General features: G+C 65.3%; 13 protein-coding genes and 1 tRNA gene. 3 read left to right on the plus strand and 11 right to left on the minus strand.

Annotated features, from left to right (window positions below; genetic code table 11):
- Positions 1-23: 23 nt before the first annotated feature.
- Positions 24-1,229: an MFS transporter gene (locus GEV01_RS08890; protein WP_152803485.1), complete on the plus strand. Its 1,206-nt coding sequence runs from the start codon at positions 24-26 to the stop codon at positions 1,227-1,229.
- 6 nt (positions 1,230-1,235) lie between these two features.
- On the opposite strand, the gene dbpA is transcribed toward GEV01_RS08890, so the two are convergent.
- The 4 genes from dbpA to GEV01_RS08910 all read right to left on the minus strand — a co-directional run bounded on the left by dbpA (position 1,236) and on the right by GEV01_RS08910 (position 4,881).
- The gene (dbpA, locus tag GEV01_RS08895) at positions 1,236-2,645 is read right to left on the minus strand and encodes an ATP-dependent RNA helicase DbpA (RefSeq protein WP_008449985.1); all 1,410 of its coding nucleotides are present in this window, start codon (positions 2,643-2,645) and stop codon (positions 1,236-1,238) included.
- Positions 2,646-2,719: 74 nt separating this feature from the next.
- Positions 2,720-2,944, minus strand: a complete 225-nt coding sequence (locus GEV01_RS08900; RefSeq protein WP_008449983.1) for a hypothetical protein — start codon at positions 2,942-2,944, stop codon at positions 2,720-2,722.
- Between the two features lie 78 nt (positions 2,945-3,022).
- A complete protein-coding gene (locus GEV01_RS08905) occupies positions 3,023-4,687 on the minus strand; it encodes an acid phosphatase (RefSeq protein WP_328595466.1) in 1,665 nt (554 codons plus the stop codon).
- A 117-nt stretch (positions 4,688-4,804) separates the two neighbouring features.
- A tRNA-Met gene (locus GEV01_RS08910) sits at positions 4,805-4,881 on the minus strand.
- Positions 4,882-5,106: 225 nt separating this feature from the next.
- Here GEV01_RS08910 and GEV01_RS08915 point away from each other — a divergent pair.
- Complete coding sequence (locus GEV01_RS08915) at positions 5,107-5,814, plus strand: hypothetical protein (RefSeq protein WP_152803488.1); 708 nt, start codon at positions 5,107-5,109, stop codon at positions 5,812-5,814.
- A gap of 2 nt (positions 5,815-5,816) precedes the next feature.
- On the opposite strand, the gene GEV01_RS08920 is transcribed toward GEV01_RS08915, so the two are convergent.
- The 4 genes from GEV01_RS08920 to GEV01_RS08935 form a co-directional block, all read right to left on the minus strand.
- Complete coding sequence (locus GEV01_RS08920) at positions 5,817-6,998, minus strand: methyltransferase (protein ID WP_152803490.1); 1,182 nt, start codon at positions 6,996-6,998, stop codon at positions 5,817-5,819.
- A 113-nt stretch (positions 6,999-7,111) separates the two neighbouring features.
- Entirely contained in the window at positions 7,112-8,047 is a 936-nt protein-coding gene (locus GEV01_RS08925; protein WP_152803492.1) for a hypothetical protein, read from the minus strand.
- Between the two features lie 77 nt (positions 8,048-8,124).
- A complete protein-coding gene (locus tag GEV01_RS08930; RefSeq protein WP_008449977.1) occupies positions 8,125-8,334 on the minus strand; it encodes a hypothetical protein in 210 nt (69 codons plus the stop codon).
- A 41-nt stretch (positions 8,335-8,375) separates the two neighbouring features.
- On the minus strand, positions 8,376-8,996 hold the full coding sequence (locus GEV01_RS08935; protein WP_152803494.1) for a putative metalloprotease CJM1_0395 family protein: 621 nt from the start codon (positions 8,994-8,996) through the stop codon (positions 8,376-8,378).
- A 146-nt stretch (positions 8,997-9,142) separates the two neighbouring features.
- On the opposite strand from GEV01_RS08935, the gene GEV01_RS30740 reads away from it, so the two are divergent.
- Complete coding sequence (locus GEV01_RS30740; protein ID WP_175022989.1) at positions 9,143-9,298, plus strand: hypothetical protein; 156 nt, start codon at positions 9,143-9,145, stop codon at positions 9,296-9,298.
- On the opposite strand, the gene GEV01_RS08940 is transcribed toward GEV01_RS30740, so the two are convergent.
- Genes GEV01_RS08940 through GEV01_RS08950 form a run of 3 tightly spaced genes read right to left on the minus strand, consistent with a single transcriptional unit; the run spans position 9,288 to position 15,486 of the window.
- Positions 9,288-10,439, minus strand: a complete 1,152-nt coding sequence (locus GEV01_RS08940) for a serine hydrolase domain-containing protein (protein WP_152803496.1) — start codon at positions 10,437-10,439, stop codon at positions 9,288-9,290. The two genes, GEV01_RS30740 and GEV01_RS08940, sit on opposite strands and share 11 nt — an antisense overlap.
- Positions 10,440-10,471: 32 nt before the next feature.
- Complete coding sequence (locus GEV01_RS08945; RefSeq protein ID WP_152803498.1) at positions 10,472-14,248, minus strand: AAA family ATPase; 3,777 nt, start codon at positions 14,246-14,248, stop codon at positions 10,472-10,474.
- The gene (locus GEV01_RS08950; RefSeq protein WP_152803500.1) at positions 14,245-15,486 is read right to left on the minus strand and encodes an exonuclease SbcCD subunit D C-terminal domain-containing protein; all 1,242 of its coding nucleotides are present in this window, start codon (positions 15,484-15,486) and stop codon (positions 14,245-14,247) included. The genes GEV01_RS08945 and GEV01_RS08950 overlap by 4 nt, the downstream gene beginning before the upstream one ends.
- Positions 15,487-15,528 lie beyond the last annotated feature (42 nt).

Here is a 15,528-nt window from a genome sequence, read left to right on the forward strand (position 1 = left end):
TTAGCCATATTACACTGGACGGCATGAATACCTCGACTATCTCCGCTTCCAGCCGTCCCCACGGCGACACCGTCATTTCCATTCTCGGCGCGGTCGCGCTGGTCCATCTGCTGAACGACCTGACGCAAGCCATGCTGCCATCGATCTACCCGATGCTGAAGGCGCAGTTCGGCCTGACGTTCGCGCAGGTGGGCTTGATCACGTTGACCTTCCAGTGCACCGCCTCGCTGTTGCAGCCGTGGATAGGCCTGTACACCGACCGCCGTCCCATGCCATGGCTGCTGCCGATGGGGATGGTGTCCACGCTGATCGGCGTGCTGATGATGTCCGTCGCCGCCAGCTTCCCGGCCTTGCTGCTGGCCGCAGCGCTGATCGGCGTCGGTTCTTCGACCTTCCACCCGGAGGCTTCGCGCGTGGCGCGCATCGCCTCGGGTGGGCGGTTCGGTTTTGCGCAATCGCTGTTCCAGGTCGGCGGCAATGTCGGCTCGGCGCTCGGCCCCTTGCTGGCCGCGGCCATCATCATCGGCCGGGGGCAGGGCAATATCGCCTGGTTCGCGCTGCTGGTGGCGGCCGCGATCCTGGTGCTGGTGCGCGTGAGCCGCTGGCACAGCGCCCATCTGGCCGGGTTGCCGCGCAAAGCCGCCGCACATGCCGTATCGCCCTTATCTAAAGGCCGCGTTTATGGCGCACTGGCGGTGCTGGCGCTGCTGGTCTTCTCCAAGTACATCTACATGTCCAGCTTGAGCAGCTACTACACCTTCTACCTGATCGATAAATTCGGCCTGTCGGTGTCGTCGGCGCAGATGTACCTGTTCCTGTTTTTGGCGGCGGTGGCTGCTGGCACCTTCATGGGCGGGCCTATCGGCGACCGCATCGGCCGCAAGCGCGTGATCTGGATATCGATACTCGGCGCCGCGCCGTTCACGCTGATGCTGCCTTACGTAAGCCTGTTCTGGACGGCCGTGCTGTCGGTGGTGATTGGCTTTGTTATTTCGTCGGCGTTCTCCGCCATCGTGGTGTTCGCGCAGGAGCTCATGCCGGGCAAGGTCGGCATGATTGCGGGGATCTTCTTTGGATTGATGTTCGGCGTGAGCGGCATCGGCGCCGCCGCCATGGGGCATATCGCCGACGTGGCCGGCATCGCCTATGTGTACAAACTGTGTTCGTTCCTGCCGCTGCTGGGCATCCTCACGGTGCTGCTGCCGCATATCGAGCAGCCGCACCGTTGAACGACATCAGGATTCGATAAAGCGCATCTTGAAGTTGCGGCCTTTGATGGCGCCGAAGTCGCCGCCCAGCGGATTGTTCCGGCTGAGGCGTTCGAAGGCGTCGTAAGCCACGCGGCGGTCGATCGCCACGTAGGTCTGGAACTCGAACACGTTGATCTTGCCGACTTGTTCCTTGGAGAGGCCTGCGTCGCCGGTCAGTGCGCCCAGCAGGTCGCCAGGACGCAGCTTGTCCTTTTTGCCGCCCGAGATCACCAGCGTCATCATCGGCGCAGGATCGACGCCGTACTCGTTGTCGTCCAGGCTTTTCAGGTCGAACCATTGGACTTCGGATTGCTGGTATTCCTCGATCAGCTTGACCCACTTCTTCTCGTTCGGCGCGCACAGCGACAGGGCCAGGCCCTGTTCCGTGCCACGGCCGGTGCGGCCGATGCGGTGGATGTGCACCTCGGTGTCCTTCGACACGTCGACGTTGATCACCGCTTCCAGATTCGGGATGTCCAGGCCGCGCGCGGCGACGTCGGTGGCCACCAGCACGGAGCAGCTGCGGTTCGAGAACAGCACCAGGATCTCGTCGCGTTCCTTCTGTTCCAGTTCGCCATACAGCGCCATCGCGGAGAAGCCCTTCGATTGCAGCTCTTCCACCAGCTCGCGGCACTGCACCTTGGTGTTGCAGAAGGCGATGGCCGATACCGGCTTGTAGTGGCCCAGCAGGCGCGCGACGGCGGCAGTGCGCTGGTCGAAGCCGATTTCGAAGAACAGCTGTTCGATCTGGCTGTTGTCGTGCTGCGCTTCGACCGTCACTTCAACTGGATCGACCAGGAAGGAATCGGTGGCGCGGCGGATGTCGTCCGGGTAGGTGGCCGAGAACAGCAAGGTCTGGCGACGCTTAGGGCAGGCGCTGACGATGCCGGCGATTTCGTCGTAGAAGCCCATGTCGGTCATGCGGTCCGCTTCGTCCAGCACCAGCGTTTCGACCTTGGACAGGTCCAGCGTGTTGCGGCCCAGGTGGTCGCGCACGCGGCCGGGCGTGCCGACCACGATGTGGGCGCCGTGTTCCAGCGACGCGATCTGCGGACGCATCGGCGAGCCGCCGGTCAGCACCAGCACCTTGACGTTGCCGGTGGCGCGCGCCAGGCGGCGCAGCTCATTGGCCACCTGGTCGGCCAGTTCGCGGGTCGGGCACAGCACCAGCGCCTGCACGGCGAACCACGCGGGATTGAGCTTGGCCAGGATGCCGATGCCGAAGGCCGCGGTCTTGCCGCTGCCGGTCTTGGCCTGGGCGATCAGGTCGCGGCCTTCCAGCACCGACGGCAAGCTTTGCGCCTGGATCGTGGTCATCTCTTTGTAGCCGAGCGAATCGAGATTGTCGAGCAGGGTAGGGGCCAGCGGCAGGCTGGAAAAGGCGGTGGATGTCATGGTGTCAGACCTGTTCAAAAAGGACGTGGTCACAGTCTAACAGGCTCGCTGACGCTGTGATAATCGGGTTGTTATTAGTTTGGCGCCCACACCGGCAAGCCGGTGAGGTCCAGGTTTTCGTCGCGCACCCAGACCGGCAGGCCGGAGGTGTCGGTCGGTTCGAGCAGTTCCAGTTGCACTTGCTTGAGTGTGGCGCGCTTGCCGCGTGGCGGCGGCGGACGCTTTGCTTCCGGTTCGAGCGGCGCGGCCGGGCTGAAGCCGGGCAGGTCGAACGTAGCGTTATCTTTTTTATCTCTCATCTGAAAAAAAACAAAAGCCCGGCTGCAGCAGTCGGGCTCAGTGTAAGTTAGGGGCGAAGTGTAACACAAAGCCCAAACTCAACGGAAGCTCAGCGCTCCCGTCAGGTCGCCCGGCGGCAGCGCGTTGCGGGCGGCGAAGGCGTCGTTGCGCAGCTTCAGGCCTTCCAGCAGCGGCAGGCCGTGCAGGCGGGTGATGAAGCGCATGATCGACGTGGTGTCGTAGAAGGTGTGGTCGACCTGGCCTTTTTTCGCGTACGGCGAGATGACGATGGCTGGAATGCGCGAGCCCGGACCCCAGCGGTCGCCCTTCGGCGGCGCCACGTGGTCCCACCAGCCGCCGTTCTCGTCGAAGGTGATCACTACGACCATGTCCTTCCACTGCGGGGACTTCTTCAGGTGCTCGATCACGTTGGCGATGTGGGCGTCACCGGACTCGATGTCCGAGTAGCCGGCGTGCAGGTTCAGATTACCCTGCGGTTTGTAGAACGTCACGGCGGGCAGCTTGCCGGCGATGGCGTCGGCGATGAACTTGTTCGAGATCGGGCTGTCGCCCAGGCCACCGTCGCGCAGGTGCTCGGCGCGTGCGGCGGTGCCGGGAGCGAACTGCTTGAAGTAGTTGAACGGCTGGTGGTGGTACTGGAAGTTGGGCTTCTCGCCGCCGCCGCGCGCATCCAGCGCGGCTTGCCACGCGCCGCCGTACCACGCCCAGCTGACCTTCTTGGCCGACAGCAGGTCGCCGATGGTGTCGTAGCTTTGTGGCGGCAGGGTGCCGGAGTCGTTCGGATCGGCCAGCAGTGGATCGCCGTCGTAGGCGGGGCGGATGTAGCTCGGCTGGTAGGGCGGGGCCATGGTGTTGACCGCGTAGCCGTCCGGCGTGATGGCGCCGTTGTTGACGAAGTGCGGCTGGCCGTCCATCGCCGAGGCGGGGCTTTCCTTGGTCACGGACAGGCGGAAGCCGGTAGGGCCGTCGTCCAGCACCGCGATCTTCTTCTTGGCCGCGGTGTCCTTGGCGTTGAAGTACTCGGGCGTGCGGCCGGAGATCAGGAACTGGTGGTTCAGGTAGGAGCCGCCGAAGGCCGCCATGAAGAAGTTATCGCACAGCGTGTACTGTTCGGCGATCTTCCACAGACCGAGGTTTTTGCTGGTCTCGCCGTAGTAGCCCATGACCATGCCGCCGGTGTTGCCCCAGGCCGCGAAGCCGTCGTTCTTGCCCGCGTTGATCTGCATCTGGTTCTGGTAGAACAGGTGCCACAGGTCGCGCGTGATCACGGCTTCCGGCAGCGGCTTGCCTTCGGTGTCGACCAGTTTGAACGGCGCGTTCGGCAGGCCTTTGACGTCGTCTTCCTTGAGCGCGTATTTTTTGCCGCCGATGTCCTGGGTGTTCGGCACCATGCCGCCCCAAACTTTCGGCAGCGCCGGCAGCACGGAGCCGTCGCGGTCGCGCTGCTGGCAGGCGGCGGCGGTGGCGGCCGACAAAGGCCAGGCGGTGCCGGGGAAGTTGGCGAACAGGTTGTTGAAGCTGCGGTTTTCCAGGTAGATCACCACCACGTTCTTGACGTGGGCTTGAAGCTTGGCGTCCAGCGAGCCTTTGACGGCGGCCGGTTTGACGGTCGCGGCCTCGCCCAGCGAGGGCAGGGAAGCGGCCATGCCGGTAGCGGCGGCGGCCTGGAAGATGCGGCGGCGTGATGGATTGACTGGAGCGTCCTGCTCCTGTTGTGCTGATACCTGAACTTGATCCTTCACACACGCCTCCCTGGCTAACCAAAAGGAGTGATTGTGACAGTTTTGTGACGGCTTGGGTATGGCCGCAAATGTAAAAAGCCGCTGATTCTTTTGCAAGAATCAGCGGCTTTTCGGATCTGGTTGCGGGGACAGGATTTGAACCTGTGACCTTCGGGTTATGAGCCCGACGAGCTGCCAGACTGCTCCACCCCGCGTCTGAGGCCCGAATTATACATAGGCCTTTTGCATTCCGCAAGGGTCAAAATAAGAGCCACTTATATTTTCCGGGATTTTTTAAGTGATGCTTATGTTTATCGCATCACTACGCCGCTGTCCAGCCATGTTGCTTGGGGATACGGTGTATTTGTTACAAAGAACGTATTTTGGACCGTCGCCTATAGGTAGACTCCCTGCAGCTTTATCAATAACAAAGGAAAAAAATGATGCCAGTAGTGGAATTTCGTCTTGTGAAACAACTGTTCGTGATGGCGCTTGCGGCGTGCATGCTCCTGGGTTGTTCTAATCCCCATAACTTCGAGGTTGCGAAGCTGACGGATGAGCAAAAAGAGGAAATGGGCAAGAAACTTACCGCCGACGAAGGGGCCAAGCTCATGGGCTACGTCGGGCGGACCATCCTCTCAGGGCAAGAGGTGCCCGCCGGCGTAACGGTCGGCCAGGCAATCAAAGAGCAGGAAGCGTGGCAGGCGAAGGAGGAAGCCGAGGCAGCGAAAGCGGCGGAGTTAAACAAGAAAGCGGAAGCCGAGCGCAAGGCCCAGCAGGATGCCTTGGCGAAAATGCTGGCGGTCAAGCTGATCGGGAAGCGTAACTCGACCGGGGAATTTCAGCAACGCGTGGTGTTCATGGACCTTGCCTTCACCAACAAGGGCGACAAAGACATCGCTGGCTTCAAGGGCATTCTTCATTTCACCGACATGTTCGGTGACAGCATCATCGACATCACCTGGTCCAACGACCACGGCGTCGAAGCCAGGCAAGGCATTTTGCAGAAGGGAGCCGGCATGACGATTAATCAGTTCTTGCCGGATCATATGAAAATGTGGAATGCCGAGGCAGACAAGATCAAGCTGAGCTTTGAAGTCCAGGCCATCGTGTTCAAAGATGGCACCCGGCTCGACGCACCGGGCTAAACTCAGCTTCCAGCCTGGCTGGCGGCCAGGCGCCACAGCGACGTGACTTCGGCAGCGCGGGCGGCGTGCAGCGGGTCGGTGGCGTCGGCGGCGCGCGGATGGGTAGGGCGCACGTCCTGGCGGTCGATGACTTTCAGGCCGGCGGCGGCGATCCATTCCATCAGCTCTTCGCGTGGACGCAGGCCCAGGTGCTCGGCCAGGTCCGACAGAATCAGCCAGCCTTCGCCCCCCGGCGTCAGGTGGGCCGACAGGCCGGCCAGGAAACCGCGCAGCATGCGGCTGTCCGGATCGTAGACCGCGTATTCAATCGGCGAACTCGGACGCGCAGGCACCCACGGCGGATTACACACCACCAGCGGCGCGCGGCCTTCCGGGAACAGGTCCGCTTCCAGCAGTTCGACCTGGCCGTCCAGGTCCAGCCGCGCCAGGTTCTCGCGTGCGCAGCTCAACGCCCGCTGATCCTGGTCGGTGGCGACGATGCGCGCCACGCCGCGCTTGGCCAGCACCGCCGACAGCACGCCGGTACCGGCGCCGATGTCATAGGCCAGCTTGACGCCCGAAGGCAGCGGCGCATTCGCCACCAGTTCCACATACTCTCCGCGCACCGGCGAGAACACGCCGTAGTGCGGGTGGATGCGCGCGTCCAGCGCCGGGATCTCCACCCCGGTGCGGCGCCACTCGTGCGCGCCGATCAGGCCAAGCAGCTCGCGCAGCGAGGCGATGAACGGTTCTTCGAAGCGGCCGTATGCCTCGTTGCAGGCCAGCTGCACGTCCGGCGCGCGGCGCAGCGGGATTTCGTAGCCGGCGTCGAATGGAATCAGCAGCATCGCCAGCGTGCGCGCCCGCTGCGATTGCGCCTGGCGATGCAGGTGGAAGGCTTCGGTCGCCGTTGCAGGCACTTTGGCCGGCTTGGCTTTCTTCGACGGCTTGCCCTTGTGGTCCGCGCGGCGTGCCAGCGCTTGCAGCAGTTGGCGGGCGTTCTGGAAATCGCCGCGCCACAGCAGCGCCGTGCCTTCGCAGGCCAGGCGGTAGGCTACGTCCGCATTGGTGGTGTCGTCGGCGATGACGACGCGCTTAGGCGGCGGCATGCCCGCTTCGGAGCGCCAGCGCGCGGCGCACTGCACGCCGTTCTCCTCCCAGTGGATCTGTTGCGGCGTAGGGGAGGTGGTGATTTGTGCGGACATGTCGGGGCAATCGGTAGGTGTAATAAGCTGAATGGACCAACACAAAAAACGCCGGGGATGGTGTCCATCCCTGCCGGCGTTTTTGGTGCTGCGGTGCTTATTATACTTGGCGCTTAGCTTGTCGCGTCTTTGGCGCCCGGTGCGAGCGAGATCGGATCGTCGGCCGGCGCGGGCGTCGCGCTGGTTCCGGCGTTGGTTCCAGCACTGGTGCCAGCCTCCGGCGCAGCGGTCTGCGAACCGTAAGCGTCGGCGATCGACTTGGCCTTGTCGGCGGCGGTCGGTGCGGTGTAGGTGTTGGTGTCCTTGCTGTCGACCAGGTTGAGCAGGCGCAGCGACAGGCTGCGCAGGGTGTTGCGGTCGATGCCGTCGCTGGTCTGGCTTGCCGAGCTGTCGCCGGTCGACAGCGCCGATTGCAGGTCGCGGCCTATCAGTTTGAACAGGTCGGCCAGCGTGCCCGGGAAGTCGATGTTCGGCACCTGCACGGTCGGCAGGTTCTCGGTGCTGGCGCCGTTGCTCGCCACCGGACGCTTGGCGGCGGCTTCGTTGGCCTTGTCGCTGCTGGTGGACGTGGTCTGGCTTGCGGCGCCGCTCAATTCGGCGTTGTACTGGACTTCCACTTCAAAATCGAATTTGCGGCCGTCGGCGGTGGTGATCGTGCCCTTGCCGATGAAGTGCGAGCTGTCGGTCAGCTGGAAGGCGGCGGCGTCGCTGCTGCCCTTAGGCCCGGAGCTGTGCTCCACGCCGACGGCGAGGGTGGACGAGGTATCCAGGCTGGCCGAGTTGAAATCGATGACCGCACCCTTGGCGGCGTCGCCGAACAGCGATTTGGCGAAGCTGCCCAGGAAATCCTGTGCGAAGTCGATGGTCGCATTGCCGACCGAAGCCACGTGCTTTTCCAGGCCGTCGTTGGACAGTGAAATCGGCGAGGAATCGACCGGTTTCACCTGTCTGGCGGCGGAAGTGCCGGCAGTCTTGCCATCGTTAAGCGGGTTGGCGCCGTAGAGGGACGCCGGCAAGGTGCGGGCGCCGAGAGCAGGTAGGATAGACATGGCAGGTTCCAGCGGATTCGGTTTGATAATACTTCTATAACGGTCCCCCGGCCGATTTCTTGAGGGTGCCGCAAAGATTAATGGTGATGGGTCCAGCCTTCCGGGGCTGCCAGGTAGGAAGCGACGGCGTCTTTCTGGCCGATGGCGTGGTGTTTGACTTCGCCGCAGGCGCAAATACCCAGGTAAGGCTGGATGTGCGAGCAGGCCGATACTTTTTGCAGGCGGACCTGCACGGCTTTGGCGCATTTGGCGCATTTGAAGGTCAGGGTGCGTGGTGCTTTTAACATGGTTGCTCTTTGAGTGGCTTGCAAAGGCGGGATTCTAACATTCAGGCGTAGATATCCAGCTTGGGCGGCACCAGCGGCGCCACTTCGTAGGTGCGCCGGACCTTGGCGGCGTCGCCTGCTACAGGCGCCGACCCCTGAGTGCGCGCCGTGGCCTGTTCCACCTGCTGCGTCGCCAGTTCGGCGCGGGCTTGCAGTTCCAGCTGCTGCGCCTGGGCCGCCACGGCGCGGTCTGCGCCGGAGGGATCGGCCGGGGCCAGCGCCGCGGCCTGGATCGTGTGGGCGCGTTCGATGGTTTCCTGTGGCGTGCGGCCTGGCGATGTATCGATATGCACCTCGCCGCCGATGGCGTAGTCGACGCCATTCGGGCCGCGCTGGTAGGTGTAGGAGGCGCCGGACGTGGCCAGGCCGCCGGCGGTGGCCAGGTGTGCCTGCTCGTGCTGGCGCACCTCGGTGTCGCGGGCTTTGAGCTGGGCGACCAGGGCCAGCGCTTCCGGCGTCAGGTTGGTGGCCGAATCGCTGCCGGAGAAATTGGTGTTGGGGGATGAAGCGGTCGACGCGGAGGCCGGCCCCGCAGGCGTCGCCGACGACGCAACCTGCACCGGAGGCGTTGCACGCGCCGGTGGCTGGCTGGCGGAACTCGGTGCTATGGCGCCTATGCTCATGGTGGTGTGCGCTGCCTCCTGCTCGTCTCAATGATAGCAAATCTGTAGCAAATGGTTGCAAATTCGCAGACGCCTGCCGGTCAACTGGCGGGTCTGGCCCGCGTTGAAGGTCTCAGGGATCGTTCTTCCACCAAAGAGGCAAGGCCATGGACCAAAAGAAGCAACCGAGCAAAGAATCAGTGCGGCAGTGGTTGCAGACGCAGATCGCGGAACGGCGCCCACCGCCGGATGCTGAGCAAATCCGCCGCGAACTGGGGTGGGAGATGCTGAAGATGGAACGCAAGGACCGTACTACTCGCTGACCGTGGCGATCAAGGTGTGCAGCAGCTGGTTGACCTTCGCGCCCATCGCGTCCGACCCGTAGTCGCCGGCGGTAATCACCACCGTCAGGTCCAGCTCCGGCACGATGAAGATGCGCTGGCCGCCGTTGCCGAAGGCGGCGCTCCACGGCGTGCGCCGGCCGTGCCAGGCCGCCGTGCCGTCCCACCACTGATAGCCGTAATGCAGTTCGTCCGGCTGATTACCCGGACTGCGGAAGCCCACGCTCAGGCGCGGCTTGAGTGATTCGTCCACCCATTCCTCGGCCACGATCTGCTGGCCGTTCCAGCGGCCGCGGTTGAGCATCAGCCGTCCGATCTTGGCCATGTCGCGCGGACGCAGGCGCAGTCCGGCGAACGGCGCCGGCCGGCCGCGCAGGTCCGTCACCCATTCCCACTGCACGATGCCCAGCGGTTCGAACAGCTCCTTGCGCGCGACCTCAAGCCACGGCTGGCCGCTGACGCGGGTGACGATATCGGCCAGGATGGTGGTGCCGCCGCCGTTGTAGTTCCAGACGGTGCCGGGCGGCGCCACCACAGGGCGCTCCAGCACGTAGCGCAGCTGGTCGGCCTTCCAGAACAGGCGCAGTTCGTTGTTGGGCTGCGCGCCTTCATCCCATTTCCAGCCGCCGCTCATGGTCAGCAGGTGTTCGAGGTGGATGGCGTTCAGCTGCGGCGAGCGCAGGTCGTGGTATTCGGGGTAGTAGTCCAGCACCGGCGTGGTGAGCGCGGCGATTTTGCCGTGCTGCTTCTCGATGCCGACCAGCAGGCTGATGACGCTCTTGCCGATCGAGCGCACGTCGTGCAGCGTGTCCGGGCCGAATTCCACCGTCGGCGCGAACGGCGGCCACACGCCCAGCCCGCGCCGGATCGAGTGGTCCTTGCCGCTGCGGTACATCTCCGCCACCAGCTTGCCGTGGCGTTCGACGATGATGCCGTGGATGTTGTCCTTGCCCTGCGCCAGCGCGGTCAGCGTGACGCACAGCGCATTGGCGTTGAAGCCCGATGCTTCGGGTGCGGCGAGTTCCCAGCCGTCCGCCTGCTTGAACGGCGCGGCGCAGGTCGCCGCGTGCGCCACCGGCATGGTCAGGGACAGGCAGAAGCACAGACGAAGCAGCAGTTTCATGGGCCGACCTGGATTGGCAATAAAGCACTATTCTACTGCACTGTGACCGTGCTCTTGCCGCCCGCTGAAGGCTGGACCAATATTTTGACGGCGATCCGCTCCGTCATCTCCTGCACGTGCGAGATGACGCCGACTTTGCGGCCCATTGCTTGCAGGCCGTCCAGCGCGTCCATCGCCACGCGCAGGGTCTCGGCGTCCAGGCTGCCGAAGCCTTCGTCGATGAACAGCGATTCCACGCGCACGCGGTTGGACGACAGCGAGGCCAGTCCCAGCGCCAGCGCCAGCGAGACCAGGAACGATTCGCCGCCGGACAGCGAGTGCACCGAGCGCATCTCGCCGCCCATGTCCTGGTCGCGCACCAGCAGCGCCAGTGATGGTGCGGCCGGGTTGTCGATGCGTTCGAGCTGGTAGCGGCGCGAGAGGTGGTTGAGGTGGGCGTTGGCATAACCCAGCAGGACGTCCAGCGTGAACTGCTGGGCGTAGTTGCGGAACTTCTTGCCGTCGGCCGAGCCTATCAGGTCGCTCATGCGCGCCCAGCGCTGTTCGATTGCTTCCTGGCGCTCGATCTCGGCCAGCATGGCTTGCGATTGGCGGCGTTTGGCGTCGTCCTGCGCCAGCGAGAGCTGCAGGGAGGTGGCAGTGTCGTGGGCGGTTTTGCGTTCGGCCATCAGCGTGTTCAGGGCGGCGGCCAGCAGGGCGATCGGCGACTGGGCGTCGGGCTCCTCGCTGCGGGCGGGAGGCGCGGACAGCTGGTGCTGTTCGCGTTGGCGCTGGCGTTCCTTGAGCACTGCGGCGGCGTTGTCGGCGGCGCGGTCGATGGTTAGCAGCGCGGCGCGTTCGGCATCGATGTCGTCGGCCGAATGCGCCAGCAGCAGGTGCAGGTGATCGATATCGCGCAGGCCAGCATCGGGCTGGCGCTGCTGGAAGGCCGCGACCCAATCCGACAGCGCGGCCGCCGCCGTGGACGACGCACCGTGCAGAGCCACCAGCCGTTGCGCGGCCTGGGCCAGCGCCTCGTCTGCGCGAACTCGAGCCTGGGCCGCCTGCTGCGCGGCAGTCTGCAACCCTGCCAACCGTTCCCTGGCCGCGTCGATGGCGGCGATAAGCGCCGCTTCGATATCGCGCACTTCCTTGCCGTTCCACAGCGCCATGCGCTGCTGCTGCATGTCCTTGAGCGCGGCGTCCGCGCTGCTGTAGGCCACGCGGGCGTTGACGGCGTCCATGCCGGCCTTGGCCTGCGCCTCGCCCAGCGCCTTGACTTCCACATCGATGGTGGCAATGACGGCGGCGCGTTCGTCATGCGCTGCGCGCTGCGCCAGCCATTGCCTGCTTTCGGCCTGGCGGGCTTCGTGGAAACGCGCGGGGCCGGCCTTCCAGTCGTCCTTCCACTCCTCGCTTGGCATGTCGCCGCCACTGAAGGCCGGGTCCAGATCGGCAAGCAGGGCGCCCAGCGTTAGCGCGACTTCGATGCGCTGGTCGTCGAGCGCCTTGTGTTCAGCATTGGCTTGCGCCAGCGCGGTCTGCGCGTGCGAGGCCGCGCTTTGCAAACGCGTATGCTCGGCCGCCGCCACATCGCACGCCGATTGCGCCTGGTCGCGGGCGATGCGGGCGGCGTACAGCGCTCCTTCCTGCCGCTCGATGGAGTGCAGCGCATCGCGCACCTGTTCCAGTTGGTCGACGAACCAGCCGGTGCGCTCCGGCTCGGGCGGCAGCGCCGACGGCAGCGATGCCGATTGCCACGCAGCGGCGACGCGTTCCAGCGCCTGCGCTACCGTACGGCCCTCGGCGGCCAGCGCGTTCAGTTGTTCCAGGCTAGCCTGCTCGGTGGCGCGCTGCGCAGCCTGGCGATTGACGTTGGCCTCCATCCGCTGCCGGCAAGCGGCGACGTCGGCCTGCAACTCGGCCAGCAACGCGTGCAAGCCGCCGTCGTCCTGCCGGTACGGATGCTCCTGCGATCCGCAGACCGGGCAGGGCGTACCGTCTTCCAGCGCGGCCCGCAGCGTTTCCACGTTCTTGGCGCAAGCGGCTTCCGCCAGCTTCAGCGAACGTTCGGCCTGCGAGAAGGTCGCCAGGATGCCGACGCCTTCCTGCTGGGCCGCCTGCAACTGCAACTCGGCCGCAGCCACGGCCTGCCGCAGCTGCGCGGACTGGGTTTCGATATGTGCATGGCGGCTCTGGCGCGCATCGAGCTCGATCCAGAGTTTTTCAGTTGTAGCCAACTGATCGCGACGCTGCTCCAGATCGCGGCGCGATGCCTGCAACTGCTCGGCCGGAAGGGCCGCCAGCACGCGCACCGCTTCCTGGCGCTGCGCTTCCAGCGTTTGCAGCGCGGCGCCGGATGCGGCCAGCTTGGCGCTGGCCTCCGCCTCGTCGTCGCGGTGCGCATTCGCGTTGCGCTGGACGCGGGCCAGTGCGGTGTTGAGCTTCTCGGCTTGCGCGGCGGCTTGGCCGGCCTGCACGAACAGCACATCCCAGCGCTCCCACGATTGCGCCATCGTTTGCCATTGCTTGTGCTGCGCCAGCCAGGCGACGCCGGCTTCATGCTGCGCACCGAGGCGTTTGCGCTCGTCCTGACGCTCTTGCAGCGCGGCGCGGGCGACGGCGTCGGCCTGGTCGGCCAGCTCGCACGCGGCGGCGGCTTGGCGATAGGCGGGCAGCATGGCTTCGATGCGGGCGTCCAGCGCCTTGGCCTGATCCAGTCGCGGTGCGGCGGTGCGCTGGGCGGATTCCGCTTCCCGCACCTGCGTCGCTGCCTGCGCCTGCGCCGTCATAGCGAGTTCCAATGCCTGCGCCGCCATGGCCGCATCCTGCGTACCGGCCGTGATGGTGGCCTGCGTGGCGGCGATGTCGGCAGCGATGCGGCGGATATCTTCGGCCAGCGGACGCGCCGGCTGCACGGCGGCGATGCCTGCCAACGCGGTGCGGCGTGGCGCGGCCGCCTCCACATCGGCGATGGCGGCCTGGCTGGCTTGCTGCGCCAGTTGTTCGTCCTCGGCCAGCTTCTCGGCCTGCTTGTGCCAGCGCAGTTCCTGCTCCAGCTCCGCCTTGTGCTGCTCCAGCGCCTGCAACGCGGCCGCTGCGGCGGCGCTTTGCGTTTCCAGCTCGCCGCGCTGCTCAAGGCTCAGCGGCTTCTGGTCGGCCAGGCGGGCGTTCAGGTTCTGCAAGGCCGCCTGTTCCAGCTTGGCGCGCTCGAAGGCCCGCATCGAAATCTCGGTGTAGACGGTACTGCCGGTCAGCGTCTCCAGCAGTTCGCCGCGCTCGTTGTCCTCGGATTTGAGGAAGGCCGAGAACTCGTTCTGCGCCAGCAGAACGGCCCGCGTGAACTGCTCGAACGACAGGCCGATGCGCTTCTCGATCTCCACTTTGACTTCGGTCTTGGTGCCGCCTATCGGTTGCAGGGCCGGCAGCAGGTGCAGCGTCATCGCGGTCGGCTGCAACGCGCCTTCGACCTTGGTGCGCGAACGGCGCACGCTCCAACGGGCGCGGTAGGACGCGCCGTCGTTGCCGACGAAATCGACCTCCGCATAACCTTCCGCCGTGCCGCGACGCAGCAGCGTGCGCGTGTCCTGGGTGGATACGGTCTCCGCGCCCACATCGGACAGATAGCTGCGGCCCGCAACCTTCAACAGGCGCGGCGTGGCGTCGTACAGCGCAAGGCAGAGAGCATCGAGCAGCGTGCTCTTGCCGGCGCCGGTCGGCCCGCTGATTGCGAACAGGCCGGTGGACGCCAGCGGCTCCTGCTCGAAGTCCACGCCGAATTCGCCCGCCAGCGAGGCCAGGTTCTTACCACCGATTCTCAGGATTCTCATGGCTGCCCCGGCGTCAGCATGAGTTCCGCGAAGGCGCTTAACTGCTCGGGCGGCGCGTCGTTGTCGAAGCGCTGCCGGTACAGCTGGCGGAAGATGTCGTCCGGCTTGAGCTGCTCCAGCTGGTCCAGCGTCATCACGTCGTCGTCGATGGACGCGCTGCGCGCTGCGCTGGAGGTTTCGATCTTGGCCAGCCGCACCGGCTTGCCGTCCAGCGCCGCCTCGACGCGCGTGCGCAGGCCTGGCTCCGGAGCGTCCAGCAGCACCCGCACTTCAAGGAAGGGCTGCTGTTCGGGTTCCGCCGGCGCCAGGTCCAGCGCCGCCAGTTCTTCCAGCACCTGCGCCAGCGGCGCCGGTTTGGCGGGAACGCGCAGCAGCTCGACCGCGCGCGGCACCGGCAGCGAAACGATCTCGCGCACGTCCGCGCCGTCGATATCGATGCGCAGTACCTGGTGCTGATAGCCCACCTCCGCAAACGACAACGGAATCGGACTGCCGCAGTAGCGTATGTGCTCCTTCTTGCCCACGCGCTGCGCCAGATGCAGGTGGCCCAGCGCCGCGTAGACGATGGCCGGGTCGAAGATCCCCGCCGGCAGCATCTCGGTGCCGCCGATGACGATGCGGCGTTCCGAATCGTTGGACATCTGGCCGTCGACCATGTGGCAGTGGCCCATCGCCAGGATGGCCTGGCCGTCCGCGCGCTTGCTCAGCGCCAGTTCCAGCGCCTGCCGGTAGAGCAGGGCGATGCCCGCCAAATAGGGATCGGCGCCGTCCTCCGTCTCTGCGATGCGCGGCACGTCGCCGGGACGCAGGAAAGGCACGGCCAGGCACCACGCCTCCACCGCGCCGCTGCGGCCTGTCAGCGGCAGCACCAGTTGTTCGAGGTCGATCTCGCCATCGGCCTTGCGCTGCACGCTGCCGATGACGCGTGTGCCATGCGCTTCCAGCAGCGGTCCCGGGGCTTCCAGCCGGCCCGGCGAATCGTGGTTGCCGGCGATGACCACCAGGTTCAGATGCGGCAGGCGCTCCCTGGCCTGCTGCAGGAATCGGTACAACTGCTTCTGCGACGCCGCCGACGGATTGGCGTTGTCGAAGATGTCGCCGGCGATCAGCAGCGCGTCCGCCTGTTCTTGGACGAGGGTGTCCAGCAGCCAGTCCAGGAAGCGCTGGTGCTCGTAGCTACGCTCGAAATTATGCAGGGATTGGCCGAGATGCCAGTCGGAAGTGTGCAGCAGACGCATGAAGGTGAGTAGTCAAAACAGCCGGGAAGCGCACAATATAGC

Source organism: Rugamonas rivuli, from assembly GCF_009380165.1.
GTDB lineage: Bacteria > Pseudomonadota > Gammaproteobacteria > Burkholderiales > Burkholderiaceae_D > Rugamonas > Rugamonas rivuli.